The 26155-nt window shown below is 58.3% G+C and carries 27 protein-coding genes; 9 read left to right on the forward strand and 18 right to left on the reverse strand.

Features of this window, described 5'->3' with window-relative positions; all coding sequences use genetic code 11:
• The first annotated feature begins 39 nt into the window (after nt 1–39).
• From V8J84_RS13945 to V8J84_RS13975, 7 genes are all read left to right on the forward strand, one after another.
• Nucleotides 40–1404, forward strand: a complete 1365-nt coding sequence (locus tag V8J84_RS13945; RefSeq protein WP_339932211.1) for a 1-acyl-sn-glycerol-3-phosphate acyltransferase — start codon at nt 40–42, stop codon at nt 1402–1404.
• Between the two features lie 87 nt (nt 1405–1491).
• Nucleotides 1492–1848, forward strand: a complete 357-nt coding sequence (locus V8J84_RS13950) for a hypothetical protein (RefSeq protein ID WP_339932213.1) — start codon at nt 1492–1494, stop codon at nt 1846–1848.
• A 145-nt stretch (nt 1849–1993) separates the two neighbouring features.
• Nucleotides 1994–3277: a crotonyl-CoA carboxylase/reductase gene (ccrA, locus tag V8J84_RS13955; RefSeq protein WP_339932216.1), complete on the forward strand. Its 1284-nt coding sequence runs from the start codon at nt 1994–1996 to the stop codon at nt 3275–3277.
• A 423-nt stretch (nt 3278–3700) separates the two neighbouring features.
• Nucleotides 3701–4501: a helix-turn-helix transcriptional regulator gene (locus tag V8J84_RS13960; protein ID WP_339932218.1), complete on the forward strand. Its 801-nt coding sequence runs from the start codon at nt 3701–3703 to the stop codon at nt 4499–4501.
• Nucleotides 4502–4596: 95 nt separating this feature from the next.
• Nucleotides 4597–5229, forward strand: a complete 633-nt coding sequence (locus V8J84_RS13965; protein WP_339932220.1) for an acyl-homoserine-lactone synthase — start codon at nt 4597–4599, stop codon at nt 5227–5229.
• Between the two features lie 39 nt (nt 5230–5268).
• Nucleotides 5269–6798, forward strand: a complete 1530-nt coding sequence (locus V8J84_RS13970) for an ATP-dependent DNA helicase (protein WP_339932222.1) — start codon at nt 5269–5271, stop codon at nt 6796–6798.
• Nucleotides 6795–7511 carry an SDR family oxidoreductase gene (locus V8J84_RS13975; RefSeq protein WP_339932224.1) on the forward strand — a complete coding sequence of 239 codons (717 nt, stop codon included), beginning with the start codon at nt 6795–6797 and terminating at the stop codon, nt 7509–7511. The genes V8J84_RS13970 and V8J84_RS13975 overlap by 4 nt, the downstream gene beginning before the upstream one ends.
• On the opposite strand, the gene V8J84_RS13980 is transcribed toward V8J84_RS13975, so the two are convergent.
• From V8J84_RS13980 to V8J84_RS14065, 18 genes are all read right to left on the reverse strand, one after another.
• Nucleotides 7512–8261, reverse strand: a complete 750-nt coding sequence (locus V8J84_RS13980) for a TIGR02186 family protein (RefSeq protein WP_339932226.1) — start codon at nt 8259–8261, stop codon at nt 7512–7514.
• Entirely contained in the window at nt 8261–9172 is a 912-nt protein-coding gene (locus tag V8J84_RS13985) for a sulfite exporter TauE/SafE family protein (RefSeq protein ID WP_339932228.1), read from the reverse strand. The genes V8J84_RS13980 and V8J84_RS13985 overlap by 1 nt, the downstream gene beginning before the upstream one ends.
• A gap of 127 nt (nt 9173–9299) precedes the next feature.
• Nucleotides 9300–10109, reverse strand: coding sequence for a purine-nucleoside phosphorylase (locus V8J84_RS13990; RefSeq protein ID WP_339932230.1), 810 nt, complete (start codon nt 10107–10109; stop codon nt 9300–9302).
• Complete coding sequence (locus tag V8J84_RS13995; RefSeq protein WP_339932232.1) at nt 10093–11070, reverse strand: ABC transporter permease; 978 nt, start codon at nt 11068–11070, stop codon at nt 10093–10095. Before V8J84_RS13995 ends, V8J84_RS13990 begins: the two co-directional genes overlap by 17 nt.
• A complete protein-coding gene (locus V8J84_RS14000; protein ID WP_339932234.1) occupies nt 11070–12185 on the reverse strand; it encodes an ABC transporter permease in 1116 nt (371 codons plus the stop codon). Before V8J84_RS14000 ends, V8J84_RS13995 begins: the two co-directional genes overlap by 1 nt.
• Nucleotides 12185–13735 (reverse strand): ABC transporter ATP-binding protein, encoded by a 1551-nt coding sequence (locus tag V8J84_RS14005; protein ID WP_339932236.1) that lies wholly within the window; start codon nt 13733–13735, stop codon nt 12185–12187. Before V8J84_RS14005 ends, V8J84_RS14000 begins: the two co-directional genes overlap by 1 nt.
• Nucleotides 13732–14088 (reverse strand): nuclear transport factor 2 family protein, encoded by a 357-nt coding sequence (locus tag V8J84_RS14010; protein ID WP_339932238.1) that lies wholly within the window; start codon nt 14086–14088, stop codon nt 13732–13734. The genes V8J84_RS14005 and V8J84_RS14010 overlap by 4 nt, the downstream gene beginning before the upstream one ends.
• A 78-nt stretch (nt 14089–14166) precedes the next feature.
• Nucleotides 14167–15162 (reverse strand): BMP family lipoprotein, encoded by a 996-nt coding sequence (locus V8J84_RS14015; RefSeq protein WP_339932240.1) that lies wholly within the window; start codon nt 15160–15162, stop codon nt 14167–14169.
• A 211-nt stretch (nt 15163–15373) separates the two neighbouring features.
• Nucleotides 15374–15787 (reverse strand): GNAT family N-acetyltransferase, encoded by a 414-nt coding sequence (locus V8J84_RS14020; protein ID WP_339932242.1) that lies wholly within the window; start codon nt 15785–15787, stop codon nt 15374–15376.
• Entirely contained in the window at nt 15784–16440 is a 657-nt protein-coding gene (gene tsaB / locus V8J84_RS14025) for a tRNA (adenosine(37)-N6)-threonylcarbamoyltransferase complex dimerization subunit type 1 TsaB (protein WP_339932244.1), read from the reverse strand. Before tsaB ends, V8J84_RS14020 begins: the two co-directional genes overlap by 4 nt.
• Before the next feature lie 11 nt (nt 16441–16451).
• Nucleotides 16452–16739: a DUF6958 family protein gene (locus V8J84_RS14030; protein WP_339932246.1), complete on the reverse strand. Its 288-nt coding sequence runs from the start codon at nt 16737–16739 to the stop codon at nt 16452–16454.
• Nucleotides 16736–17299 carry a NifU family protein gene (locus tag V8J84_RS14035; protein WP_339932248.1) on the reverse strand — a complete coding sequence of 188 codons (564 nt, stop codon included), beginning with the start codon at nt 17297–17299 and terminating at the stop codon, nt 16736–16738. The genes V8J84_RS14030 and V8J84_RS14035 overlap by 4 nt, the downstream gene beginning before the upstream one ends.
• A gap of 130 nt (nt 17300–17429) precedes the next feature.
• Nucleotides 17430–17762: a hypothetical protein gene (locus tag V8J84_RS14040; protein ID WP_339932250.1), complete on the reverse strand. Its 333-nt coding sequence runs from the start codon at nt 17760–17762 to the stop codon at nt 17430–17432.
• 105 nt (nt 17763–17867) lie between these two features.
• Nucleotides 17868–18200: a hypothetical protein gene (locus tag V8J84_RS14045; RefSeq protein ID WP_339932252.1), complete on the reverse strand. Its 333-nt coding sequence runs from the start codon at nt 18198–18200 to the stop codon at nt 17868–17870.
• Nucleotides 18201–18695: 495 nt separating this feature from the next.
• Entirely contained in the window at nt 18696–19151 is a 456-nt protein-coding gene (locus V8J84_RS14050) for a universal stress protein (protein WP_339932254.1), read from the reverse strand.
• 61 nt (nt 19152–19212) lie between these two features.
• Nucleotides 19213–20775, reverse strand: coding sequence for a murein biosynthesis integral membrane protein MurJ (gene murJ / locus V8J84_RS14055; RefSeq protein ID WP_339932256.1), 1563 nt, complete (start codon nt 20773–20775; stop codon nt 19213–19215).
• 31 nt (nt 20776–20806) lie between these two features.
• Nucleotides 20807–23596 carry a [protein-PII] uridylyltransferase gene (locus V8J84_RS14060; RefSeq protein ID WP_339933131.1) on the reverse strand — a complete coding sequence of 930 codons (2790 nt, stop codon included), beginning with the start codon at nt 23594–23596 and terminating at the stop codon, nt 20807–20809.
• Nucleotides 23583–24767 (reverse strand): penicillin-binding protein activator, encoded by a 1185-nt coding sequence (locus V8J84_RS14065; protein ID WP_339932258.1) that lies wholly within the window; start codon nt 24765–24767, stop codon nt 23583–23585. Before V8J84_RS14065 ends, V8J84_RS14060 begins: the two co-directional genes overlap by 14 nt.
• A 105-nt stretch (nt 24768–24872) precedes the next feature.
• Between V8J84_RS14065 and rsmI the strand changes: the two genes are divergently transcribed.
• Together rsmI and V8J84_RS14075 are read left to right on the forward strand one after the other, a co-directional pair.
• Nucleotides 24873–25736: a 16S rRNA (cytidine(1402)-2'-O)-methyltransferase gene (gene rsmI / locus V8J84_RS14070; RefSeq protein WP_339932260.1), complete on the forward strand. Its 864-nt coding sequence runs from the start codon at nt 24873–24875 to the stop codon at nt 25734–25736.
• 52 nt (nt 25737–25788) lie between these two features.
• Complete coding sequence (locus tag V8J84_RS14075; protein ID WP_445285977.1) at nt 25789–26148, forward strand: YraN family protein; 360 nt, start codon at nt 25789–25791, stop codon at nt 26146–26148.
• Nucleotides 26149–26155 lie beyond the last annotated feature (7 nt).

Raw genomic sequence — 26155 nt, forward strand, 5'->3', positions numbered from 1 at the left:
GGGATTTACGCGCCCCCGTGTTCCTGTCAATGTCCGGCCATGACGCAAACAGTCTCAATGCCGCTCTGGGTTTTCATCCTGATTTTGCTGTTTGCGGCGGTGACCTTTGCGTCGCACTTTCTGTTTCCGTCTGTGCGGTGGTTTTTCCGCAAACGCGCCGAGCGTGTGATCGAGCGTCTCAATAGCCGGCTCCAGCGCCCGATCGAGCCGTTCAAACTGGCGCGCCGCTATGACATGATCCAGCGGCTGATCTACGATCCCGATGTGACCGAGGCGATTGTCGAACATGCCCGCAAGGAAGGCATACCCGAGAACGTCGCGTTTGAGCAGGCCAAACGATATGCGCGGGAAATCGTGCCGTCATTTTCCGCCACAGCCTATTTCACGGTGGGTGCGCGTCTGGCCAAGTGGCTGTCCAAGGCGTTCTATCGTGTGCGGCTGGGGCAGTTTGACCGCAAGGCGCTTGAAAAGATCGACCCCGATGCGACCGTCATCTTCGTCATCAATCATCGCAGCAACATGGATTACGTGCTGGTCACATATCTGGTTAGCCGTGCGGGCGCGCTGTCCTATGCCGTGGGTGAGTGGGCGCGGGTCTGGCCGTTGTCGGGCATCATCCGAGCGATGGGCGCATACTTTATCCGGCGCAGGTCCCGGGGCGCTTTGTATCGGAAGGTGCTGGCCCGCTACGTACAAATGGCAACCGATGGCGGTGTAACGCAAGCGATGTTCCCCGAAGGCGGGCTTAGCCTAACGGGTCGGTTGGGTGAACCCAAACTGGGGTTGCTTAATTACATCGTGTCTGACCGCAAGTCGGACGCCCGTGATGTGATCTTTGTGCCTGTAGGGCTGAACTACGACCGGATTTTTGAAGACAAGTTTCTGGTGCGTGCCGATCAGACGGGCGTGCGGAAATTCCGCCCACCGCTGGGCAAAATCATCGGCGGCACGCTATCGCACATTTGGCTGCGCATCACGGGCCGTTTCAAAGGGTTTGGCACTGCGTCAGTGGGCTTTGGCACACCGCTTGAGTTGTCGAGCCTCGCGCCCGACAGACCCGATCTGACCGAAGCGATTGGCGCAGAACTGATGAAACGGATCGCGGCGGTCGTGCCTATTCTGGCGGGTCCGTTGGTGTCGCATGTCTTGTTGTCGGGTCCACCACGGACAACATCCGCGCTCGTGCAAGAGGTCGACGCGATCCTGCAATCGCTGAAAGATCGGAAAATGCCGACACCTCGACGCAAAGCGCAAGAACTGGTCACGCAAATGACCGCACGGCTGGAACGGCGAGGTTTGGTGAGCGAGTCCGATGGAACGGTCACCGTCACTGAAGAGGGTCGCCCGATCCTGCAGTATTACGCCAACACTATCGCGCATCATTTCGAAACTGACCCGACCTAACCGGCGCTGATTAAAGCGTTGCCTCCGAAACGTCAGGTCGCCTATCGTCAAGGTACTTTTGAACGATTGACGCAATAGGAGATACGAATGTCATTCAGCTTTAAGAAATTTGTCGCGGTCGCAGCAATTACTGCAGGTATGGCCGCTTGTAGCGGAACAGGTCCGGTGTCCAGCGGCGGCGACGGTCTGAACCGCAACGTGCTTGTGCAAAACGTCAGCGGGCGCACGGTGTTCCGGTTCTATGGCAGCCGCGTGACAACCAACTCTTGGGAAGAAGACATTCTGGGCAGCAACGTGTTGCCGTCTGGCAGCAGCATCAACATCAACTTCGATGATGGCACCGGTTCGTGCGAGTTCGATATGAAGATCGAATTTGCTGACGGATCGACCCGCGTGGAAAACAACGTGAATGTCTGCGTGATCAGCACCTTCACCATCCGCTAAAGCGACGCTGCATCGCGGCGGACATAAAATTACAAAAATGTCCGTCTCGGTGTTGCATTATTGCGTGACCGTCAATATCACAGGGTAACAGCGCGCCGATTCTGCGGTGCGGCAACAATTGAGTGACCTCGTGATGGAGACAAAAATGGCCCTTGATCTGACCAGCGGCGCAGCAGCTTATGCGGCCGAAAAGAAAGACCTCTACGAGATTGGCGAAATGCCACCTTTGGGCCACGTGCCTGCGAAGATGCAGGCTTGGACCATTCGGCGCGAGCGTCATGGCGAACCCGATCAGGCGTTCGAGATCGAGGTCGTTGATTGCCCCAAACCCGACAGCAACGAAGTTCTTGTGATGGTGATGGCCGCTGGTGTGAACTACAACGGTGTCTGGGCGGGCCTTGGTGTGCCGATCAGCCCGTTTGACGTGCATGGTGCGGACTACCACATCGCAGGCTCTGATGCATCCGGCATCGTTTGGGCTGTGGGTGACAAGGTGAAGCGCTGGAAGGTCGGGGATGAGGTGGTGATCCATTGCAATCAAGACGACGGCGATGACGAGCACTGCAACGGTGGAGATCCGATGATGTCCCCGTCTCAGCGGATCTGGGGTTACGAGACGCCGGACGGGTCGTTCGCGCAATTCACAGCCGTGCAAAGCCAGCAGTTGATGCCGCGCCCGCAGCATCTGACGTGGGAAGAAAGCGCGTGCTATACACTGACACTGGCCACTGCATACCGCATGCTGTTCGGTCACGAGCCGCACGACCTTAAGCCCGGTCAGAACGTCCTTGTGTGGGGCGCATCCGGTGGTCTGGGATCTTATGCGATCCAGTTGATCAATACCGCGGGTGCCAATGCGATCGGCGTCATCAGCGACGAGAGCAAGCGCGAGTTTGTGATGTCGTTGGGTGCAAAAGGCGTCATTAATCGCAACGACTTCAATTGCTGGGGCCAGATGCCCACGGTGAACACGCCTGAATACAAGGAATGGTTCACCGAGACACGCAAGTTCGGCAAGGCGATCTGGGACATCACCGGCAAGGGCAACAATGTCGATATGGTCTTCGAACACCCCGGCGAGGCGACATTCCCGGTCTCTACTTTTGTGTGCAAACGCGGCGGTATGGTCGTGATCTGCGCAGGCACGACGGGCTATAACCTCACGTTTGACGTGCGTTACATGTGGATGCACCAAAAGCGCCTTCAGGGCAGCCACTTTGCCAACCTCAAGCAGGCCTCTGCCGCGAACCACCTGATGGTCGAACGCCGCCTTGATCCGTGCATGTCAGAGGTTTTCGGCTGGAACGATATCCCAGCCGCACACACCATGATGCGCAAGAACCAGCACAAGCCGGGTAATATGGCAGTTCTGGTGCAATCGCCACGGACCGGATTGCGGACATTCGAGGATACGCTGCCGGATCAGTGATTCTGTCAGACTTGTCTGACACCGGGGCACGCCTGCACAGGGCGTGCCCTTTGTTTTTTGTGAAGATGCCTGTGGCGTTTCATTCGAATCAACAGCTTGCAAAAACGCCGCCCCCCTATTTATGGGGAGCCCGAAAATGTATCTCCTAAAGGTTGAGTGACTGGTGTTATGGTCAATTTATGGGATTAAATTTCCCTTGGCGCCACGAACTGTCATCCAAGCGTGACAGACGGGACCGGCGTTAACAATTCGTTAACTAATTAGAAAGAGCCTGCATTATGGGAAATAAGTGGATCATCGACGTTCTGGCCGATCTACGCAAATTCGCGCAGAGCAATGAACTCCCGCGATTGGCTTCACAACTTGAAGTCGTTTCGGACATGGCAAGGACAGAGATTGACGCGTTGATAGGCGACGCGCGCTTTGCCACGCAGGGAGACGACACTGGACAAGAAGCTAGAGAATTTTCTGCACCGGATCGAGCGCGCCGACGCGCTGGATGAAATCCAGGGCCTGATCGTCGATGTGCGAGACCACTATCATATCGATCATGCCGTGTATCACTGGGTCAGCGCAGACGGGGGCCAATATGGCTTTGGCACCTACAGCGCTCAATGGGCCGCGATTTACGCAGAAAAAGACTACCTGCGCACAGACCCTGTCATTATTGGCTGTTTCAGCACATTCCAGCCCGTCGACTGGAAAAGACTGGATTGGTCCAGTAAAGCCGCCCGCGCATTTCGAAATGATGCCGTAGCGCATGGTGTCGGCACGCAAGGTTATTCGGTGCCCATCAGGGGGCCAAATGGCCAGTTCGCCTTATTCAGCGTCAGCCATACCTGCGACGACGATGTATGGGCTGCATTCACACTGGAACATCAACGGGAACTGATCCTGTTGGCGCATGTCCTGAATCAAAAAGCGATGGAGTTCGAAAAAAACCGTATGCCGGAACCAACACGCCATCTGTCGCCACGCGAAGTGGATGCGTTGACCTTTCTGGCCATGGGATACGGGCGCGCGCATGTCGCCGAAATGCTATCGATTTCAGAACATACCTTGCGGGCCTATATTGAAAGCGCCCGCTTCAAGCTGGGCGCAACCAACACCATCCACGCCATAACCAAAGCCTTGCTAGAGGGGCAAATCGTTGTCGGCGGTGCAGCCCGCGCGGCAGCTGAAAGCTGGCCAGGACGCAAGGATGAAAGCCCGCTGTCCCACTAGCGCGTTTAGTTTTCGTTAACTTGGGCGTGCGCGCTGTAAACCACGCATAAACCATCGCTGCGGCACCTTCCTCATGACGGATGAGGGGTCAAAACATGCTGCGATATATTTACGGGCGCGATCTGCGCCACGTTCCGATCTTGCGTGACAGCATGCACCGCGACAGGGCCGACCAGTTTCAGCGGCGTCTGGGCTGGGCAGTGCAGGTGGATCAAAATGGGTTTGAACGTGACGGCTACGACACGGACGACACGCTTTACGTCATTTGGGTCCAGCCCGATGGGACACATGGCGGGTCAATGCGGTTTCTGCCGATGGATGGTTCAACTATGGTCAATGACCACTTCGCACACGTGATGAACGGTGCTGCCATCCGTGATCCGCATATTTGGGAATGCACGCGCTATTGCTTGCGCGAAGGTGCCTCCAGCCACATCGCGGCCGCCTTGATGCTGGCTGGCGGAGAGCTGATGCGCGGTTTCGATCTGACCCATTTGTTGGGCGTCTTTGATGCCCGCATGATCCGGATTTACCGCATGATCGGCGCCAGCCCTGAAGTGCTGGGTGCCACGGGTGAGGGACGCGACAGGATCAGCGTTGGATTGTGGCAGTTCCGCGCGGAAGATCGTGTAAAGGTCTTGCAACGCGCGGGGATTTCCTCGGATTTATCGGAACACTGGTTCTACAGGTCGTTCGGGCGCAAGGTTTTGGCACCACGCGCCGCGTGACCGCTGGCACCTGCCCATGACGCGGGTTACTGTCGCTGCATGAACGCACCCACAATCACATTCTCTGACGATCAGGCCCAGGCATGGGACGACGTGGCCAGCGCGTTGCGCCAGTCCGGCGTTGATCTTGACGACAGCTTGCTTATGCCGCCGCAGTCGGAAAAGTCATCCGTTATGGCCGTGATCGGCAAGGCGGGGTCGGGCAAAACGATGCTGCTGGCCCGCCTTTACGAGGCGCTGGAAGAGGCAGGCGTCGATGTGATTTCGGGCGATTGGGAAGGCAAGAAGCGCAAAGACAGACGCACGCTTGCCATCTTGGCCCCAACGAACAAGGCGGCGTCGGTGCTTCGCAACCGCGGCGTGCCAGCGACCACGATCCACCGGATCCTTTATACGCCTGTCTATGATCCTGAATACGAAAGGGTCGCGGAATGGCTGGCGGGGCAGGGGGAACGGCCCGAGATTGAAGGCTTGACCGATATTGCGCTGGATCGTGCCGCAGCGTCTTTCGAGGCGAACAAATCAGTGCCCGCCGCTCTTGCCGCTGCGGGCCTGCGTGGCAGTGATTTCATCACCGGCTGGAAGCGCCGCGAGGAAGGGTTGGACATCGGTTTTGTCGACGAAAGCTCCATGCTCGACAAAAAGCAGTTCGAAGACCTGCAAGAGATTTTCCCTACACTGATCCTGTTTGGCGACCCCGCGCAGTTGCCGCCCGTGCAGTCAGAAGGCGGGATGGTGTTTGAGACGTTGCCCGAAAAACGCGTGCTGACCCTGAACCGAATTCACCGTCAGGATGCAGGCAATCCGATCCTTGATCTGGCCCATGCGCTGGCTGATCCAATGGTGGATTTCTACAAATTTGAAAAACTGGTGGCCGAAGCGGCAGAGCGTGATGAACGTGTCGTCATGGCCCAGCGGGTCGAAGCTGATCTTATGGCCCGCTCTCCCGTTTTGGTCTGGCGCAATGCCACCCGCATCCGGTTGATCCATGCGTTTCGTGGGGCGTTCGGTGCGCCTGTGGATGAACTGCTCGAAGGCGAGCCGCTGATCTGTGACGGGATCGAACTACCGATGAAGCACCGCAAAAAACGGCTCGATCTTGAGGCACGCGGACTGATCAAAGGGGCGCAGGTGATTTACCTCGGGCCTGGTCGCAAACCCGGCTTTTCACGCTTACACGTCATGGGGGCGGAAGATCCGCAGGTCAGCGCCGCATCCATCGTAAAAATCGAACAGGAAGGCGACGCCGAGCCGTTTATTCCCTTTGCCGCCCGCATGGGGGCAACGTTTCTGCACGGTGCTGCTGTGACGATCCACAAGGCGCAGGGTTCGCAATGGGATACGGTGCAGGTCTTTGCCCCCGACATCGAAATTGCCGCCCGTATGGGCCGTGTCGAAGCGGGGCAACCGCTGTGGAAACGGCTGGCCTATGTGGCAATCACGCGGGCCGAAACGCAGCTGCGTTGGGTTGTGCGCAATCGCTTGGGGCGGCCCACATCGCCGCTGACGGTTGACGACCTGAGCGTGGCAAGTGTCCCGTTAGAGCTGACAAGCGAGGAGCCGTCATGAGCGCGATTATCATCACAGGCGCAAGTTCTGGCATCGGGCGCGCCTGCGCCGAGGCATTTTTGGCGGACGGTTGGCGCGTCGGCCTTATCGCGCGCCGTGGTGATGCGCTGGAGGAGGTTGCCGAAGGGTATGACACCGCGAAGGTGCTGCCTTGCGACGTGACTGACGAGGACGCTGTGGATCGTGCCTTTGCAGCATTCGGCCATGTTGACGCCCTCTTCAACAACGCGGGCATGTTCGGCCCGCAAACCACGATAGATCAGGTGTCGTTGCAGGACTGGCAGCAGGTTGTCGATGTAAATCTGACGGGCATGTTTCTTTGCGCTCGTGCGGCCTTTCGCGCCATGCGAGAGCAACAGCCCATGGGCGGACGGATCATCAACAACGGTTCAATTTCCGCCCATTCACCGCGCGAGGGGTCAATCTGCTACACTAGCACCAAACACGCTGTGACCGGCCTGACCAAGACGCTTTCGCTGGACGGGCGGCCCTATGACATTGCGTGCGGCCAGATTGATATTGGCAACGCCCGCACGGATATGGTGATCGGGCTGGAAGAAAAACGAGCCGCCGAAGGCCTGCCGCCATTGCCAGCCATGGATGTGGTCCATGTGGCTGCTGCAGTTCTTGCCATGGCGAAGCTACCGCCAGAGGCCAATGTGCAGTTCCAGACGCTGATGGCGACAAAGATGCCGTTTGTCGGACGCGGGTGATTACCGCTTGAGCGCGGTGAATATCGCCGAAGCGCCCCAGCCCGCGGCAATCGCAATCGCAAGCGACATCAGGCCATACAGAATGGCGTTGTCGTGGGCGAGGTTGTAAAGCCACCGTTCCAACCCGACCTTTTGCACAGGGATTGTCGTGACATAAACATCAACGATCTTTCCATCGCGGGTCAGATAAATCTCGGCGCGGTAGTCGCCTTCGGTCAGGTTCGCGGGCAGTTCGATATCGGTGTAGAACAGCGTGTCTTCCTCAACCGACACAGCACCCGGCAGGCTTTGGTAAGTTGCGGCGTTTTTGCGAATGCGGATCAGGGCGTCTGCAAACACGCGCCCGTCACCCTCAGACGGGCCGATGGCACGAATGGCGCGCGACAGGCTGATCTTGGATGATGCATCCTCGGCAGGGAGCAGGATTTCGGCAAGCGGCGCATTGGTGGCCACGGCGTAGAAAGATGGCGCAATACCGATCTCGACCGCGTCGGTATTGACCCAGATGCCCAAACGGCGATCCTTGCGGCGCACAGTCACGCTTTGGTCGGGTCCCGCGACGGTGATGATGACACCAAGCTCGCCATCGCGGGTGGTGCCGGCCTCGCGGCTGATGGCGCCAAAGATCAGGATGTCGGACCCGTCAAAGTTGGCGGTGATCGCGACCTCGTCACGGGACAGACCCAGCACGATTTCCTCGGCTTTAGCGGGCAGGGCTGCGATCAGCAGCAGGGCAAGAAGGCGCAACATCAGTGACCTCCCATGCCGACAGAGTAAAGTTCGGACGGTTGGACCAGCAGATCAAACGCCAGCTTGCCACACACCAGCAGAACCATTGCCGCCAGAAGAATGCGCAACTGCTCAGCGGGAAGTTTCACGCAAATGCGCGTCCCGATCTGGGCACCGATCACGCCGCCGATCAGCAGCAAAACCGCAAGCACTACATCGACCGTGTAGTTGGTTGTCGCGTGCAGCATCGTGGTAAAAGCGGTGACAAAGATGATCTGGAACAACGATGTACCAACCACCACTTTTGTGGGCATGCCCAGCAGATAGATCATTGCGGGAACCATGATAAAGCCACCGCCAACACCCATAATTGCTGCCAAAATACCGACAAGCACACCGACAAGAACGGGTGGAATGACCGAGATATAAAGCCCTGATACGCGGAACTTCATTTTGAAGGGCAGATTGTGGACCCAGTTGTGGCGCTTGCGCTTGGGCACAACGCCCTTCTTTGTTTTGCGGATCGCATTGAGGCTCTCCACAAACATCAGGCTGCCGATCAGTCCAAGGAAGATCACATAGCAAAGCTTTACCAGCAGATCGACCTGTCCAAGCGAACGCAGGTAATTGAATAAGACGATACCAAGCGCAGAACCGATCAATCCACCAATCAGCAACACCGTGCCCATGCGCAAATCAACTGTCTTGCGCTTCAGGTGGGCCAGCACGCCTGAAAAAGACGACGCGACGATCTGGTTGGCTTCGGTTGCCACGGCCACGGCGGGCGGGATGCCGATAAAGAACAACAGTGGCGTCATCAGAAATCCGCCACCGACGCCGAACATGCCAGACAATATGCCAACAATCCCCCCCAATCCTAACAAAAGGAAGGCGTTCACCGATACTTCGGCGATGGGAAGATAAATTTGCATGGGCATTCCGAGCGACATTGGGCCGCTGCTTTCACAAAGCCCAATTCACAGACCAGAGTCAAACCCCACGTCGGGGAAATTTGCTGCAATTGCAGCATTACTGGTCAGCTGGACTTAAAAGGATATGCTAGCTGGACTTGTCTCGCAGCCATTGGCGCAGCACCGTCTCAATTTTTGCAGCGCCTTGAGGCGCCATCGCCTTGGTGTGGTCATGGCTGATATTTTCATCAGACATGCCTGCCGCCATGTTGGTGATACACGAAATTGCCGCCGCCTTCAGGCCCAGAAACCGCGCAAGGATAACCTCTGGCACGGTGGACATGCCAACCGCATCGGCCCCAAGCATCTTGATCGCCTTGATCTCGGCCGGGGTTTCGAATGACGGGCCGGAATACCACGCGTAAACGCCGCTATGCATCTGCACGCCTGCGGCCTGCGCCGCCGCCGACAGCTCTGCCCGGATCGCGGGATCATAGCAGTCTTTCATCGGGACAAAGCGTTTGTCCGTCTGTTCACCGATCAGCGGGTTTAGGCCTGAAAAGTTGATATGATCGTGCAGGTTCATAATCGAACCCGTTGGCATATCACTTTGCATCGAACCCGCTGCGTTTGTTGCCAGCATCGTATCCGCGCCCAGTTCGGCCAGCACTTCCAATGGCAGGCGCATCGCGTCGGCGCGCCCGTTTTCGTAATAGTGCGCCCGCCCGCCAAAAACGGCCACGCGCTGCCCTTCCAGATCACCGATCACAAGGTTCGGGTTATGGCCTGACACGCCAGCATGCGGAAACCCGGGCAGGTCGCTGTATGGGATCGCCACGCCATCAACGCTATCCGCGATGTGACCAAGGCCGGACCCAAGGATCATACCGACGCTGACCGGCGCGTCACCGGCTTGTGCGTGAATAGCCGCCGCCAGTGCCTTAGCGTTCTTTGACATAAGGCTCGCCTCCGGCGCGTGGTGGGATCGCCTTGCCGACAAAACCGGCGAGAATGATGACGGTCAGGATATACGGCAGCACGTCCAGCAGTTGCGCCTGTACCGAGAACCCGAGTGCGTTTTCGATCAGGTCGGGGCGCAGGGCAATCGCTTGCAGGTAGCCAAACAGCAAGGTGGCATAAAGCGCGTACCAAGGCCGCCATTTGGCAAAGATCAACGCGGCAAGCGCGATGTAGCCACGACCCGCTGTCATGTCCTTTACAAAGCCCGCAGCAGGTTCAGCCGTGGCAAGCTGTGCACCGGCCAAACCACAAAGCACGCCGCAGATCATCACGGCAGCAAAGCGCAGGCCCACAACGGATACACCAGCGGTATCCACTGCTGCAGGGTTTTCACCCACGGCACGCAGGCGCAGGCCAAAGCGTGTGCGATACAGCACCCACCAGCTAAGCGGGACGCAAAGCAGCGCCACGTAGACAAGGATCGTATGGCCCGAAATCAGACCGTTGTAGATCGGCCCGAAGACAGGCACGTCTTGCAGGGCATCGGCAAACGGCAGTTCAAGTCCTGCAAAGCGTGCATCACCCGTCAATTGCGGCGTCCGTCCACCTTGGCCAAACCAGCTTTGCGCGATCACAACGGTCAGACCAGCGGCAAGGAAGTTGATCGCAACGCCCGAGATCAGCTGATTTCCACGGAAGGTGATCGATGCCACCCCGTGCACAGCGGAGAGCAACAACGATGCACCGATACCGGCCAGCAGACCAAGCCAGATATTCCCTGTCACCGCTGCGACAGCGGCAGACGTAAAGGCAGCGGCAAGCATTTTGCCCTCAAGCCCGATGTCAAAGATGCCAGCACGCTCCGAGAATAGACCAGCCAGACAAGCCAACAAGAGCGGGGCGGCGGAGCGGAGAGCGCTATCGAGAACCTCGATCTGGAAAAGCAGGAAGAAATCCATCAGACCACCTCCTCGCGCTTGGGTTTGCGGCCCATGGCCAGAAACAGCCTTTCAATCGGCGCGCGCACCATGTCGTCCAGCGCGCCGGTAAACAGGATCACTAGCGCTTGGATCACAACGATCATTTCGCGCGGGATGGATGTCCACAAGGCAAGCTCTGCGCCGCCCTGATACAGGAACCCGAACAGGATTGCGGCAAGGAAAACGCCGAAGGGGTGCGAGCGGCCCATCAGCGCCACGGCGATCCCGATGAAGCCAGCACCTTCGACCGCGTTCAAGACAAGGCGTTCCGCTTCGCCTTGCACGTTGTTGATCGCCATCATGCCAGCCAGACCGCCCGAGATCAGCATGGAGATCATGATGATCTTCGTCGGGCTGATGCCAGCGTATTTCGCAGCCGTTTCAGAGTGACCGAAGGCACGAATTTCGTAGCCAAGACGCGTGCGCCAGATCAGCGCCCAAAGGGCGATGCAGGCGGCGATTGCCACGAAGAAAGCAACGTTCGCGGGTGCGCCACGGAACAATGCGTTTTCGCCAAAGCTGAACATGTCCTGAAACGACGGCAGGTGCGTGGCTTCGGGGAATTTCGCTGTTGCGGGCTCCATAGAGCCGCGCACTTTCAGCGCGCCGATCAACAGGAAGTTCAGGACAGCAGCGGCGATAAAGTTGAACATGATCGTGGTGATCACGATGTGGCTGCCGCGCTTGGCTTGCAAAAACGCAGGGATCGCGGCCCATGCGGCACCGAACAACGCAGCCGCGACAGACGCGCCAAGCAGCGCAATCGTCCAGTGCGGCCAAGGGATGTAAAGACATGCCAGCGCGACACCCAAGCCGCCGATCATCGCCTGACCTTCACCGCCGATGTTGAACATGCGGGCGTGAAACGCGATGGACACGGCGAGGCCGGTAAAGATGAAGTTCGTCGCGTAATAAAGCGTATAGCCCCAGCCGTAGGTGGAGCCGATCGCCCCGTCGACCATCAGCTTCAGCGCGTCCCATGGGCTTTCACCAATTGCCCAGATCACGAGGGCCGAGAAGAACGCGGCCAGCAGCAAGCTGATCAGCGGGATCAGCGTCACGTCGGCCCATTTTGGCATCTTGCCGTCAGACATTACGCGGCCTCCCCTGCGACACCGGCCATTAGAAGGCCGAGTTCTTTTTCATCTGTTTCGTTTGGCAGGCGTTCGCCCATGATCCGCCCGTCAAACATCACCGCAATGCGGTCTGACAGGGACAGGATCTCTTCCAGTTCCACCGATACCAGCAGGATCGCCTTACCCTGATCACGCAGGGCGACAATTTGCTGGTGAATAAATTCAATCGCGCCGATGTCCACGCCGCGCGTTGGTTGGCCGATTAGCAGGAGATCGGGGTTGCGCTCAATCTCGCGGGCCAGCACGATCTTCTGCTGGTTGCCGCCCGAAAACGCCTTGGCAGGCAGTTTCGGATTGGGCGGGCGCACGTCGAAACGCTGCATCTTTTCTTCGGTGTCACGGCGCAGGGCGTTGTTGTCCATGAACAGGCGCGATGACTGGTATTTGCTGTCGTGGTGATAGCCGAAAGCCACGTTCTCCCACGCGGCGTAGTCCATGATCAGACCTTCACGCTGCCGGTCTTCCGGCACGTGCGCGATGCCACGCGCGCGGCGCGATTGCGCGTCAGAAACCGATCCGGTGAGGTCCAGTTCCTGCCCGTTGATCCGGATCGTGCCGGTGCCTTTTTCATAGCCGCCCAGCACCTCAAGCAATTCGGATTGACCGTTGCCAGCCACACCAGCAATGCCAAGGATTTCACCTGCGCGGATATTCAGATCAATGCCGCGCAGACGCTCAACACCTTGTTCATCCACGACCTTCAGGTTCTCGACCTCAAGAATCATCTCACCTGGCTCTGCCGGTTTTTTGTCAACGCGCAGCAGCACCTTGCGGCCAACCATCAGCTCTGCCAGTTCGGCGGGCGAGGTTTCGGCGGTTTTCACCGTGGCGGTCATCTCGCCACGGCGCATCACGCTGACGGTATCGGTGGTTTCCATGATCTCGCGCAGTTTGTGCGTGATGAGAATGATGGTTTTGCCCTCTTCCTTGAGGCGTTCCAGAATGCGGAAAAGCTGGTCGGCCTCTGCGGGGGTCAGCACGCCCGTGGGTTCGTCCAAAATCAGAATGTCGGCCTTGCGATACAGCGCCTTGAGGATTTCGACACGCTGTTGTTTGCCAACGCCGATCTCTTCGATGATCGCATCAGGGTCCACGTTCAGGCCGTATTCATCGGCCAGTGCTTTCAACTCCTTACGGGCGCGGTTCAGCGACGGTTTCAGCAACCCACTGTCCTCGGCGCCCAATACGATGTTTTCCAACACCGTAAAATTTTCGACCAGTTTGAAGTGCTGGAACACCATGCCGATTCCGGCAGCAATCGCCGCTTGGCTGTCGGGGATCGCCGTCTTCGTGCCGCCGATAAATATCTCGCCCGCGTCAGCCTTGTAGAAACCATACAGGATCGACATCAGCGTGGATTTGCCAGCGCCGTTTTCGCCGATAATCCCGTGGATCGTGCCGGGCATAACGCGGATATTGATGTCTTTGTTTGCCTGCACAGGGCCAAACGCTTTGGAAATGCCCTTCAGCTCAATCGCAGGGGCCAGCGAGACGACGTTGTTTGTCATGCTTGCGGCTCTCCCATGCCGACGAAACCGATCAGGCGGGTGATTTTGCCACCTGCGTCCAAATCGGCGATGTATTGGCCTGTCTGTGCTTTGTCGCCTTCGCCGAAATGCACGGTCGCGCGGGCGAAATGCAGCGTGTTCGATACGTTCACGCACGCCACGGGCATACCCGGCGCCATTTGCGAGAACATCGCGACATAATCTTTAAGTGCCGCCAGATCGGTTAGCGGTGCTTCGGTGCGGGGATCGGCATAGAGGATCGCCGGATCAACAGCGGCATCAATCATGCTGTTACGTTTGTCTGCATCAGGCTCTGCCCATGCAGCAAAGAAATTTTTCAGCGCGTCACTCATGTTGATGTCCCCTTTTAAAAAATAGGGCCGCGCAAGATAAAGCGCGGCCCTTTTATCGTCTGGCCTTTTAGGCCGCTCTTAGAAGTCCAGCGCGGGGCAGGATTCGTCAGAGTTGTAGTTGTGAACCGAAACGTCACCGGCAACGATGGCCGCTTGTGCCTCGTCCAGTGCGGCTGTCATTTCAGCCGAGATCAGGCTCTCGTTGAACTCGTCCACTGCGTAGCCGACGCCACCGTTGGACAGGTCCATCACGTTGAAACCCGCTTCCAGAGCTTCACCAGCGGTCAGTGCGTCATACACAGCGTTGTCCACGCGCTTGAGCATGGAAGTCAGAACCTCGCCGGGGTGCAGGTAGTTCTGGTTGGCGTCAACGCCGATGGACAGGATGTCGTTATCGGCTGCTGTTTGCAGAACGCCAACGCCTGTGCCGCCAGCGGCTGCGTAAACCACGTCAGCGCCTTGGGAAATCTGTGCCAGTGTCAGCTCGGAGCCTTTGACCGGATCGTTCCAAGCCGCAGGCGTTGTGCCTGTCATGTTGGCGATCACTGTCGCGTCAGGGTTCACAGCCAGAACGCCTTGGGCATAGCCGCAGGCAAAGTTACGGATCAGTGGGATGTCCATGCCACCGATGAAGCCAACTGTATCGCTCTCGGATGCCATCGCGGCCAGCATACCAACAAGATAGGAGCCCTGCTCTTCGGCGAACACGATGGAGCGGACGTTTGGCTGGTCAACGACCATGTCGATGATCTGGAACTTTGTCTCAGGATAATCAGCAGATACTTCTTCCAAAGCAGAGGCCCACGCGAAGCCCGCCATCACGATGGGGTTGTTGCCGTTTTCAGCAAAGCGGCGGATCGCCTGCTCGCGCTGCGCGTCGGACTGGATTTCAACTTCGGCGAATGTGCCGCCGGTCTCTTCCGACCAACGCTGCGCGCCGTTGAATGCGCTTTCGTTGAATGATTTGTCGAACTTGCCGCCGAGGTCGAACAGAACAGCCGGCTCTGCAAATGCAGCACCTGCGGTCAGCGCCAGCGCAGCGGTTGCGCTCAGAAATTTGGTTGTAAGGGTCATGGGTGTCTCCCGGGTCGTTGGTGAAGGGGAGAGGCCAAAAATGGCTTTCCCCCCGAAAAGCCGAGCCGATCTTGAAGTCGGTTCATCACAGGATAAGGCAATGCCAACGGCGCGGGGTCAACCTGTTTTTGTGCGGCAACTGTTCCGTTTTGACCGTTTGGTCAATAAATTTGGACTGCCGGATCGGGCGTGGGCACATCGCTTTGAATGGTCAGCAAAGCTTCTTTTCAAGAACATGCGCGTCGGCATTTGGGCCGTTCGTGCGGGCGTAGTAATTCTGCCTTAGCCCTACGGGAGTGTATTTTTGCTTATTATACAATGCGATAGCGGGGTCATTGTCCGCCGCAACTTCAAGGAAAACGCGCGTTGCCCCTTGTGCCTTTGCCGATGTCTCAAACGCGGTCAGGGTGGCGGCCCCCAATCCCTGTCGCTGATACGCAGGATCAGTGGCGACTGTGATGATTTCAGCCTCGTCAACTGTCACACGACCCAGCACAAATGACCGCACGTCACCGCACAGAATCATGCCGTTTTGCGCGATCAATGAGCGGAATGCGGAGGCGCTCCACGCATCATTTTCGCCAAATGCGGCGTGGTGCGTCGCCGCAAGCTCTTGTGGTGTCATGCCAGAATCACAGGTGCGGGATCGCGTGGCGGGGCGGCATCGGCCGAGCGCAAGTAAAGTGGCGCAGGGCGCGCAAGATCGGGGTCATGCAAGCGGGACGCCGCGATGCGGGCGATCGCCTCAACCGGCTCGCACTGCGCGGAAACCGTGGGCGCGTGAAGCAGTGGACCCACTTGATCGGCTGCCGGTCCAACAACACCCGGTTCTGCGCGCCCGGGATAGCGGGGCATCTGGTCATAAACCGCATCAGCAATGCGCGGCGCGCGATCGCCCCCTGCGACAAAGGCCTGAACGTAAACTTGCCCGCGCATCGCTGGAAGTGCTACAACACAGTTGGTGTTGCCGTACGCGTAAGCCTCGAACTGCGTGACGCCAATGGCTGGTTTCCCAAGGCCAAGCGCAAGACCGCGTGCTGTCGCAATGCTGATGCGGATGCCGGTGAAATTGCCGGGACCGGTGCCAACGCCAATCCCGCTCAGGTCTTGCCACGTCAGGTCATGTGCGGTCAGTAAACCTTCCAGCATCGGAACAAGATGCTCTGCCTGCCCTTTGGCCATGTCTTCGATTTTCACAAAGGCGCGGTCACCGACCAGCAGCGCGGCGGCACAGCGCGGGCCTGAGGTATCAAATGCCAATATGATTGGATCAGTCATCGCGGGCCTGTTCAGACCAAAGAAAACGTAAGCGGTTTTGACGGATGGCGCTGCACAACGCCCTTCGCCTCTAGATCAAGCTGCACTGATTTTTGCCACCAGCCAGCAGTAGCCCCGCCGGGGAACAGATCGTCCGGCAGGTGCGCTTTTGCAGCATCTTTGATCGCGCTGGCGGTCATCGGGTCGGATGACATCACCTGCATCATGGCCGCTTTCATGGCATTGTATTTCGCGGCGTCCACCCGAGTCACCTGACCGGGTGAGTTGACGTTCTCAACCTCGACTTTGTCAGCGGTCATGCCGCAACAGGGCGCACTTCGACCACTTCGGGGATGTAGTGGCGCAGCAGGTTTTCAATGCCCATCTTCAGGGTCAGTGTCGACGACGGGCATCCGGCGCAGGCACCTTGCATATGCAAATAGACAATCCCGCGATCAAAGCCGTGGAAAGTAATGTCGCCACCGTCTTGCGCAACGGCAGGCCGCACGCGGGTATCAAGCAATTCCTTGATCTGGCCCACGATCTCGCCATCCTCGCCGGTGTGTTCTGCGTGACCGCTGACGGGCTGGTGATCCGCGCCCATCACCGATGCGCCGGACTGGTAGTGCTCCATGACAGCACCCAGAATGGCAGGCTTGATATGATCCCATTCCACATCGTCAGCTTTGGTAACGGTCACAAAGTCGATACCAAAGAAAACGCCTGTCACATTGCCCGTGGCAAAGATGCGCTTTGCAAGGGGTGAAGCCTGCGCCGCTTCCTCGGTCGGAAAGTCGGCTGTGCCAACTTCAAGCACAGTCTGGCCGGGCAGGAACTTGAGCGTTGCGGGGTTCGGTGTGGATTCGGTTTGAATGAACATGGGACCAACCTTTTGTATCAGGTCTTTGATATGCGCATCTGGCGCGGCCCTGTCAAGGTTTAGAACGGTTCTAAAAAGCGATGCGCCGCCTCTGTTGGACAAAGGCGGCGCATTGAATTGTATAGCGGGATTAGTTGTTCTCGACAAAGAACCGCTGGGAGGCGACGGGCTGGCCGTCAACTTTCAGCACGGCCAGCACCTGACCTGTCGGGGCAAAGCCAACCGGCACGCGGACGTCTGTGTTCGCACCGGCGTGGATCTGGTCAGTGCCCAACAGGCGGCCCTGCGTGCCCAGACGGTAGTCATACACTTCCAGAACACCGGCGTTGTCGGCAGTGATCGAGCCCAGCTCGAGGATGTCGGAGGTGTCGATGCGGTTGTCTACGGGGAACTGGTTTGCAGCAGCGGAAGTGGCGGTGACAGCGGCAGCAGCGGCGGCGATGATGAGTGTCTTGATAGTCATTGTGTAGGTTCCTTTAGGATGGTGCGGCGCAATTTCATGTCAGCCGCGAGTGGGGGGGAGGGTGCCCAAGGTGCGGGAGATCACCTTGGGCTTGGTTCGAGAGGTTTAGTCGTTTTCAACGTAAAAGCGCTGGGCGGCGACGGGCTGACCATCGACGGTCAGAACGGCCAGCACCTGACCTGTCGGCGCGATACCGACGGGAACGCGGACATTTGTATTTGCACCGGCGTGGATATCATCGGTGCCCAACAGACGACCCTGTGTGCCCAGACGGTAGTCATATACTTCCAGAACACCGGCGTTGTCGGCAGTGATCGAACCCAGCTCGAGGATGTCGGAGGTGTCGATGCGGTTGTCGACGGGGAACTGGTTCGCAGCAGCGGAAGTGGCAGTAACAGCGGCAGCAGCGGCGGCGATGATGAGTGTCTTGATAGTCATTGTGTAGGTTCCTTTTCAGTTGGTTACGTGTGTTTCGTTTGTCAGATTGAGCGGCGTTCGTTTCGTGTTGTGCCGTTCGATGAGATTAAGATTGCCCCTCAATTGGCGTTTGCACAGGTGGGGAAACATCACGAAAAAACGATGTGGATGTGATGGGGTCGGGGGCTTGACGCGCGGTGCGTTTAGACCAGCCCCCCGTTTATGTGCATTTTTGCAAAGGTCGTGGTTTCGGCCCGCACAGAAGCGGGGCATATTGACCGTAAATTCAGTTTCAGCCGCTCACGCGCGTCAGCCGTTCCCAAAACTGTGAGCGACAAAAATTTCATTGCGCTCACGCTGTCGCGAAATTCGTGTCGCGGTTTGTTGCACAAACTCACGGGTTTGCGCGTTTTTGGCGATGAATGTAACGGTCAGGGTCGGGGTGTTAGATACGAAAAACGCCCCCGCAGTGATACGAAGGCGTTTGATTGTGCTTTTTTGCGAAGATGGCTGCGATCAGGTGATCGCTTCGAGCCGTTCTTTCGATAAATCGCCCGGCACGACGGTAATCGGCACCGAAAGACTGCCCGATTGCCGTGTCAGCGCAGTGACAAGCGGACCGGGGCCTTTGTTATCGGTGCCAGCACCCAGAACCAGAACGCCGATATCGGTGTCTTCGTGGATTTGGTTCATGATCTCGGTCAGCGGTTCGCCTTCGCGGATAACCAATTCGGGTTCGATGTTTTGTTTGTCGCGCATCCATTTTGCAAATACCTCAAAATGAACCTCGATCCGTTCGCGTGCCTCGGCGCGCATAATCTCGCCAACGCCGATCCAGTGATTAAATTCATCCGGCGGGATGATGGCCAGCACTTCGACACCGCCACCTGTGTTTGCCGCCCGCATGGACGCAAAGCGCATCGCGTTCAGGCATTCGCGGCTGTCATCTAGCACGACCAAGAATTTGCGCATCTGCGTCTCCCTTGTATTCGGTCACGATAATGGGGGAAGCCGGGCAGGCTGGCAACGGCGATTAACGTCTGACGGCGCGTTTGAAGTCCGAGATGTGAAAGGCGCCCACGATCTGCCCGATTGCAAAGTAGCCCGCGATACCGCCCAGCACCAGACAGGCCAGCGCTGCGTAGCGCCATGTTGGCAGGACCAGTGTGCTGCCCAAAAGCCAGACCAGTGCCAAAAGTAGCACACCCATCAGGATGGATGCCAGAACGATGCGGACCAGTCGCTTTTTGAAACGCGCATCAAATTGCGCGGCCTCACCCATGTCGCGTGCGCCCCACCAAAGCTGTGCAACCATCGCCCATCCTGTCAGCGTTGTGCCCACGGCTGCTGCGGTAAACCCGATGACAGGCGACAGACCGATGGCCAGTGCCGCATTCAGGACCATCGCGACCAAGGCGTATAGAAATGGCCGCCGCGTATCTTCACGCGAGAAGAAAAGCGGCTGCAACGCCTTTTGCAGCACAAATGCGGGCAACCCCAGACCGTAGATCGCAACGGCCAAGGCAGTAGCTTGCGTATCGCTGGGTCCGAACGCGCCGCGTTCGTAAAGCACGCTGACCAGCGGCACGGGGATCACGATCAGCGCCACCGCGGCGGGGATTGTCAGCGCGAGCGAGATTTCCGCCGCGCGGTTGAATGCATTGCGCCCACCGTCCGTATCTCCGGCCCGTAGGCGGCGTGACAGGTCCGGCAACAATACGACACCGATGGCGATGCCGACCACGCCTAGGGGCAGCTGATACAGCCGATCTGCGTAATTGAGCCACGCCACAGCACCGTCGAAAAAGCTGGCGACTTGCCGACCAACGAGCAGGTTGATCTGCACAACACCGCCAGCCAGCGCGGCGGGGGCGGCAATGATCGCCAGCCGTTTCAGTTCCGGTGTCAGCTTGGGCCGTTTGAGTTTCAGCGCGTAGCCCGCCCGCGAGGCTGCCATCCAGACAAGCGCCATCTGCGCGATGCCCGCGAGCGGGACAGCATAGGCAAGCGCATCGCCCACACGCAGCCGCAGGTCAGCGGTTGGATCGACCCCGATCAAAGTGGTGATCACCATCGCGCCGACAAAGATGATATTGAGCAAGACCGGCGCCGCGGCCGCCGCCACAAAACGGCCCGTTGCATTCAGCACGCCGGACAGCAAGGCCGCCAATGAGATAAAGAGGATATAGGGGAACGCGATCCGGCCATATGTCACGGCAAGGTCAAAGCGTTCATCACCGCGAAACCCGCTGGCCATTGCCGTCACCAGAAGCGGCATGAAGATGATACCAATAATGGTGAAGGCCGAGAGGATCACGGTCATTCCCACAAAAGCATCCTGCGCGAACTTCAGCGCGTCTTCATCGCCCTCCAGTTTTTTGGAAAACATCGGCACAAAGGCCATGTTGAACGCGCCTTCTGCAAAAAAGCGCCGGAACAGGTTGGGCAGGGAAAAGGCGACAAGAAATGCCTCGGCCACAGGGCCGGTGCCAAGGTAGGCCGCAATCATGATATCGCGCACAAAGCCCAGCAGCCGCGACAGCAGAGTCCAGATGCCTACAGTGAAAAAGCCAGCCATAAGGCGGATCGGTTTCATGCCAGTCCTGCTTGGTTATTCATATGGCACACTATGACACGGCCCTCTGCGCACCTTGCGTGATGGCTTCGCGCAGTTTTCGCTCAAGCGTCTCGCGCTTGGCCTCTGCATGGTATTTGAGGCCAACCATATCCTTGACGTAGAACGTGTCGACCACCTGTTCGCCGTAGGTCGCGATAACGGCACTGGCGATATAGACGTTATTATTGGCCAGCGTGCGCGTCAGGTCATAAAGCAGGCCCGGACGGTCGCGGGTGTCCACTTCGATAATGGTGTAGATCTCTGAACCTTCGTTATCAAAGATGATATTGGTTGGGACACGGAAGGCACGTTCGCGCTTTTTGATCTTGTCGCGGTCTTTCAAGGCATCTTTGGCGACGACCTCGCCTTTCAGCGTGCGGGTAATCATCTGGCGCAGACGGGGCAGGCGGCTTTCCTCATAGGGGTTGCCGTCCTTGTCTTGTATCCAGAACACAGCCGTCGCGTATCCGTCTTTGGACGTATAGGTGCGGGCGTCGACGATATTGGCACCTACGATAGCCAGCGCACCGGTCATGCGGCTGAACAGGCCCGGATGATCCACCATGGCAAAGCAGGTGCGTGTGGCGTCGCGATCCGGATCAAGTACCAGATCAACCGCGATCTGATCGTCTGCAAGATCACGCAGCAGGCCCGCAAAGATAACATGTGTGGCCGGTGGCAAGCCTTGCCAGTAGGGGCCGTAGTGGCGCCCTGCCTCAGTCCGCAGTGCCTTGGCGTCCCAGTCCGACAGCGCCTCTCGCAATGCGCGCTTCGCCTCTGCTTCCCGGCTTTCGCGGTTCAGCGCCTCAAGCCCGTTTTCAAGGGCGTCCTTGGTGGCGGCATGCAGATTGCGGATCAGCACCGCTTTCCAGTTATTCCACGTATCCGGCCCGACGCCGCGAATATCGCAGACTGTCAGCACGGTCAGCAGGTCCAGCCGCTCCACCGTTTTCATCGCATTGGCGAAACCGCGCACAGTACGGGGTTCGGCGATATCGCGTTTTTGGGCAACATCCGACAGCAGCAGGTGATTGCGCACCAGCCATTCGACCGTGTCGCAGTCCTTCTTGTTCAGGCCCAGACGCGGTGCAACCTTGCGGGCAATCTGCGCCCCAAGCACCGAATGGTCTTCTGGTCGTCCTTTGCCGATGTCATGCAACAACAGCGCGACATAAAGCACTTTGCGGTTCACGCCCTTCTTCAGGATCGACGATGCAACCGGCAATTCCTCTACCAGTTCGCCGCGTTCGATCTCGCTCAGGTTGCTGATGCATTGGATCGTATGCTCGTCCACGGTGTAGTGGTGATACATGTTGAATTGCATCATCGCGACGATCGGTGCGAATTCCGGAATGAAGGCGGCCAGCAGGCCCAGTTCGTTCATGCGGCGCAGGCCCCGTTCCGGGTTGCCGTGCTTGAGCATGATATCCAGGAAAATCTTATGCGCTGCCGGATCGTTGCGCATGTCGTCGTCGATCAGATCAAGCCGTGCCGCCAGAAGCCGCATCGCGTCAGGGTGGAGCAAGGTGCCGGTGCGCAGCGCCTCTTCCACGATCCGCAACATGTTCAGCTTGTCAGCAAAGAACCCGTCGATGTCGTCCACTGTAAGCCGGTTCTGTTTGATCGCGTAAGGTGCGCGCGCGCTTTTGCGGCGGCTGAGCAACCGGACCAGCATAGGCTCGGGCTTGGTATGGGTCGCTTCCAACGCAGTCAGAAAGATGCGTGTGAGATCGCCGACGCTGGTAGCGTGGCGGAAATAGTCCTGCATGAAGTATTCAACGGCCCGCCGTCCGCTTCCATCTTCGTAGCCCATGCACGCGGCAACCTCGACCTGCATATCGAAGGTCAGCTGATCCATTGCGCGGCCTGCGATCCGGTGCAGATGGCAACGCACGGCCCACAGGAAATCTTCCGCCGTCTTGAACGCCTGAAATTCGTCTTCGGTAAAGACACCCAGCTTCACCAGCGCTTTGGCATTTTTCACGCCATGCACATATTTGCCTATCCAGAACATGGATTGCAGATCGCGCAGCCCGCCCTTGCCTTCTTTGATATTGGGCTCGACCACATATCTCTGTCCGCCTTGCTTGCGGTGACGCGCAGCGCGTTCTTCCAGTTTGGCTTCGATAAATTCGGATGCGGTGGTGCTGAACAGGTCATCCCACAGGCGTTTGCCAAGAGCCTCGGCCAATGCCTCGTCGCCATTCAGAAAGCGGTATTCGACTAGGGATGTGCGGATGGTGAAATCTTCGCCCGCAAGGCGCACGCATTCTTTGACTGTGCGGCTGGCGTGGCCGACCTTCAGCTTGAGATCCCAAAGTATGTACAGCGTACTTTCGATCAGGCTCTCGGCCCAAGGGGTCAGCTTATAGGGAGTCAGGAATAGCAGGTCGACATCCGAAAACGGAGCCATTTCGCCACGGCCATAGCCACCCACAGCAATCACGGCAATATGCTCGGCCTCTGTCGGGTTGGGAAGCGGGTGCAGATAGTTTCGCACCACATCCAGCGTGATGCTGACGATCTGGTCGGTCAGCCAGCTATAGGCGCGGGTCACTGGGCGCGCGGCAGACGGCTGCGCGGCATGGGCATCGGCAATCACCGCCATCGCGGATTTGCGGGCCTTGGCCAGAACCTCGACTGTGATCCGGCGCACGGCTTTGGCGTCGCCCGCCTCAGCAAGCGCGGCCGCAAGCTCTGCGACCACGGCGGGCCTGTCAAAAACGTCTGACGCCGGACAGATCAGATTGTCCGGCGTCACATGGTTGTAAGTGGGATTGGCGGGGTCAGAGACCGGCACCAAAGCTTCTTGGGGCAGGTTCAAGGATCACCACCTGATTGTTGCGGATAGAGGCGACAGCAAGGCCGCGTTCGTTCAGACCGTTCGGCTGGAACCGGAAGATACCGTTTGTGCCCTGAAAGCCCTGCGGCGTGGTCAAGGCCTGCTTGGTCAGCGCGTTTGCGTTACCCTGTGCAACAAGCGCACCGATGGCAGCAATCCCGTCATAGGCCAGACCGGCCAGCGGGTGCGGCTGGCCACCATATGCAGCGGCATAGCGGCTTTCGAACAGATCGCTCTGGCCCTGATCAGGAAGTGCAAACAAACCGCCCTGCAAACCCGGCAAAGCCAGAGCCTGTGGCGCGGCATCCCAGCGGGTCAAACCGATAAAGCTGGTGCTGGACGGGCTGATACCTGCCTCTGGCAATGCAGTGGCAAGGATCGGAAGATCGGCATTCACGCCTGCGGTCAAAAAGACTGCGTCAGCGCCTGTGGCGTTGGTCGAGGCTGCAATACGTCCTGCCGCATCCTGAATACCGGCCTGTGACAGCGGGTAACCTTCGATGCCAGCAATCTCACCACCATTATTCCGCACGGCAGATGCAATCGCGTCACGCCCCACCTGACCCTGCAGGTCGGTGCCATGCACGATCATATAGCGGCTGACGCCCTGACGGCTGGCATAGCTGACCAAGCGGTTGGCGGTGTTGCTGAAAGTTGGCCCAAGCACAAAGACGTTGCCGCCTGCGATTGTCGGGTTGTTTGAGAACGCCAGCACGTTGACGTTGGCGGGGGCGGCTGCGACGCCTGCGGCGTTTGCTGCTTCGCCATACAGAGGGCCTAGGATGATCTTTGCGCCGTCATTCACGGCCTGAGCCGCAACGCTGGCCGCTTGTTGTGGATTACCGGCAGTGTTGTAGACACGCAGGTCAATCTGCACGCCCTGTAGATCGGAAATGGCAAGTCTCGCTGCATTCTCTAGGTTCGTCGCCAGAAAGCTGTCGCTGCTCTGCCCCGAGCCGCCAGGCACCAGAAGTGCAACCTGCACAGGCGCGTTCGGATTGATCGTCTGACCGGTGTTCTGACCGGGAGCGACGAGGCCGCCCACGTCACAGGCGGCAAGCCAGACCAATGACAGAAACGCAAAAAGCCGTGAGGCTGACTTGCGGGCAAGAGGTAAACGGGCAAACATGGCAACTCCCTTGTGAGTGGTGTGACCGGCTGTCCGCGTCGCGACACTGCATGGTCTTCTGATGATAGGGGCCATACTAGGGCAGTCGACACAAGGGTTCTAGGCATGAATTTTTCCCCTCAGCCACTCTCCGCTGGCTTGTATTTTGTGGCTACCCCGATCGGATCGGCGCGGGACATGACATTGCGGGGGCTGGATATTCTGGCGTCAGCCGATGTGATTGCCGCCGAAGATACGCGCACCGCACGGAAGCTGATGGAGATCCACGGCGTGGCGCTGGGCCAGCGTCAGCTTGTGGCATTTCATGACCACAGCGGCGAGGCCGTGACCCAACGCCTTGTTGCTGCGGTGCGCAATGGTCAGTCTGTGGCCTATGTATCCGAAGCGGGAACACCACTGGTTGCCGATCCGGGGTATGAGCTGGGTCGCGCAATGATCGCCGCCGATCTTCCTGTGACGTCTGCACCCGGCGCGTCTGCGGTGCTAGCCGCCTTGACGGTGTCTGGACTGGCGACAGACCGGTTTTGCTTTGTCGGGTTCCTGCCCAGCACCAAAGCGCAACGCGAAACGGAAATCGCGCTTTTGCGCGATGTGCCGTTCACGCTGGTGTTCTACGAATCCCCGAAACGCGTGGCCGACATGTTGATAGCTCTGCGAGATGTGCTTGGTGGTGACCGCGAGGCGGCGGTCTGCCGCGAACTGACCAAGAAGTTCGAGGAGGTCAGCCGTGGATCACTTGAGGAATTGGCTGCCGCATACGGCGAAAGGCAAGTCAAAGGCGAGATTGTCGTTCTGGTGGGGCGTGCTGGGGCTAAATCTGTCTCGGAACGTGACGTGCGTTTGGCTTTGAACGAAGCCATGCGGAACATGCGTGTCAAAGACGCGGCCACTTTGGTGGCCGGTGCGTTGGGTTTGCCGCGCAGGCAGGTCTATCAGATCGCGCTTGGGCTGGATGCGGACGATGATTAGGAAATTGTTCATTGTCACGGACTAATCTGTTGCAAATGCAGGATACCGACTGATGATAACAGCCCAGACCAGATACCATGCAGGCCTTGCTGCCGAACAGAATGTCGCACGCGACTACGAACGCCGCGGACGCCAGATTGCCAGTCACCGCTGGCGCGGCGCTGGTGGTGAGGTGGATCTGATTGTGCGCGATGGTGACACGCTGATTTTTGTTGAGGTCAAGAAAAGCGCCTCTCACGCACGCGCCGCAAGCCGTGTCAGCCGCCGCCAGATGAATCGCATCTATGCGGCAGCCTCTGAATACATCGGAGACGAACCTTTGGGGCAGCTTACCGATGTGCGATTTGACGTGGCAACGGTTGATCAATTCGGTGCGGTGCAGATCATCGAAAACGCTTTTATGGCGGCATGACCTGTCA

Source organism: Yoonia sp. 208BN28-4 (assembly GCF_037543925.1).
In the GTDB taxonomy this organism is placed as follows: domain Bacteria; phylum Pseudomonadota; class Alphaproteobacteria; order Rhodobacterales; family Rhodobacteraceae; genus Yoonia.

Excerpts from the sequence above, each read along its gene's own strand:
- V8J84_RS13945 (WP_339932211.1), top strand. The coding sequence starts at position 40 with ATGACGCAAACAGTCTCAATGCCGCTCTGGGTTTTCATCCTGATTTTG.
- V8J84_RS14040 (WP_339932250.1), bottom strand. The coding sequence starts at position 17,762 with ATGACTATCAAGACACTCATCATCGCCGCCGCTGCTGCCGCTGTCACC.
- V8J84_RS13985 (WP_339932228.1), bottom strand. The coding sequence starts at position 9,172 with ATGCAAATTTATCTTCCCATCGCCGAAGTATCGGTGAACGCCTTCCTT.
- V8J84_RS14065 (WP_339932258.1), bottom strand. The coding sequence starts at position 24,767 with ATGTTTGCCCGTTTACCTCTTGCCCGCAAGTCAGCCTCACGGCTTTTT.
- V8J84_RS13970 (WP_339932222.1), top strand. The coding sequence starts at position 5,269 with ATGAACGCACCCACAATCACATTCTCTGACGATCAGGCCCAGGCATGG.
- V8J84_RS14075 (WP_445285977.1), top strand. The coding sequence starts at position 25,789 with ATGATAACAGCCCAGACCAGATACCATGCAGGCCTTGCTGCCGAACAG.
- rsmI (WP_339932260.1), top strand. The coding sequence starts at position 24,873 with ATGAATTTTTCCCCTCAGCCACTCTCCGCTGGCTTGTATTTTGTGGCT.
- V8J84_RS14005 (WP_339932236.1), bottom strand. The coding sequence starts at position 13,735 with ATGACAAACAACGTCGTCTCGCTGGCCCCTGCGATTGAGCTGAAGGGC.
- V8J84_RS14035 (WP_339932248.1), bottom strand. The coding sequence starts at position 17,299 with ATGTTCATTCAAACCGAATCCACACCGAACCCCGCAACGCTCAAGTTC.
- V8J84_RS14015 (WP_339932240.1), bottom strand. The coding sequence starts at position 15,162 with ATGACCCTTACAACCAAATTTCTGAGCGCAACCGCTGCGCTGGCGCTG.
- V8J84_RS14010 (WP_339932238.1), bottom strand. The coding sequence starts at position 14,088 with ATGAGTGACGCGCTGAAAAATTTCTTTGCTGCATGGGCAGAGCCTGAT.
- V8J84_RS13995 (WP_339932232.1), bottom strand. The coding sequence starts at position 11,070 with ATGGATTTCTTCCTGCTTTTCCAGATCGAGGTTCTCGATAGCGCTCTC.
- V8J84_RS14000 (WP_339932234.1), bottom strand. The coding sequence starts at position 12,185 with ATGTCTGACGGCAAGATGCCAAAATGGGCCGACGTGACGCTGATCCCG.
- V8J84_RS13980 (WP_339932226.1), bottom strand. The coding sequence starts at position 8,261 with ATGTTGCGCCTTCTTGCCCTGCTGCTGATCGCAGCCCTGCCCGCTAAA.
- V8J84_RS14050 (WP_339932254.1), bottom strand. The coding sequence starts at position 19,151 with ATGCGCAAATTCTTGGTCGTGCTAGATGACAGCCGCGAATGCCTGAAC.
- V8J84_RS13990 (WP_339932230.1), bottom strand. The coding sequence starts at position 10,109 with ATGTCAAAGAACGCTAAGGCACTGGCGGCGGCTATTCACGCACAAGCC.
- V8J84_RS14030 (WP_339932246.1), bottom strand. The coding sequence starts at position 16,739 with ATGACCGCTGACAAAGTCGAGGTTGAGAACGTCAACTCACCCGGTCAG.
- ccrA (WP_339932216.1), top strand. The coding sequence starts at position 1,994 with ATGGCCCTTGATCTGACCAGCGGCGCAGCAGCTTATGCGGCCGAAAAG.
- V8J84_RS13950 (WP_339932213.1), top strand. The coding sequence starts at position 1,492 with ATGTCATTCAGCTTTAAGAAATTTGTCGCGGTCGCAGCAATTACTGCA.
- V8J84_RS13965 (WP_339932220.1), top strand. The coding sequence starts at position 4,597 with ATGCTGCGATATATTTACGGGCGCGATCTGCGCCACGTTCCGATCTTG.
- V8J84_RS14045 (WP_339932252.1), bottom strand. The coding sequence starts at position 18,200 with ATGACTATCAAGACACTCATCATCGCCGCCGCTGCTGCCGCTGTTACT.
- V8J84_RS13975 (WP_339932224.1), top strand. The coding sequence starts at position 6,795 with ATGAGCGCGATTATCATCACAGGCGCAAGTTCTGGCATCGGGCGCGCC.
- tsaB (WP_339932244.1), bottom strand. The coding sequence starts at position 16,440 with ATGACTGATCCAATCATATTGGCATTTGATACCTCAGGCCCGCGCTGT.
- murJ (WP_339932256.1), bottom strand. The coding sequence starts at position 20,775 with ATGAAACCGATCCGCCTTATGGCTGGCTTTTTCACTGTAGGCATCTGG.
- V8J84_RS14020 (WP_339932242.1), bottom strand. The coding sequence starts at position 15,787 with ATGACACCACAAGAGCTTGCGGCGACGCACCACGCCGCATTTGGCGAA.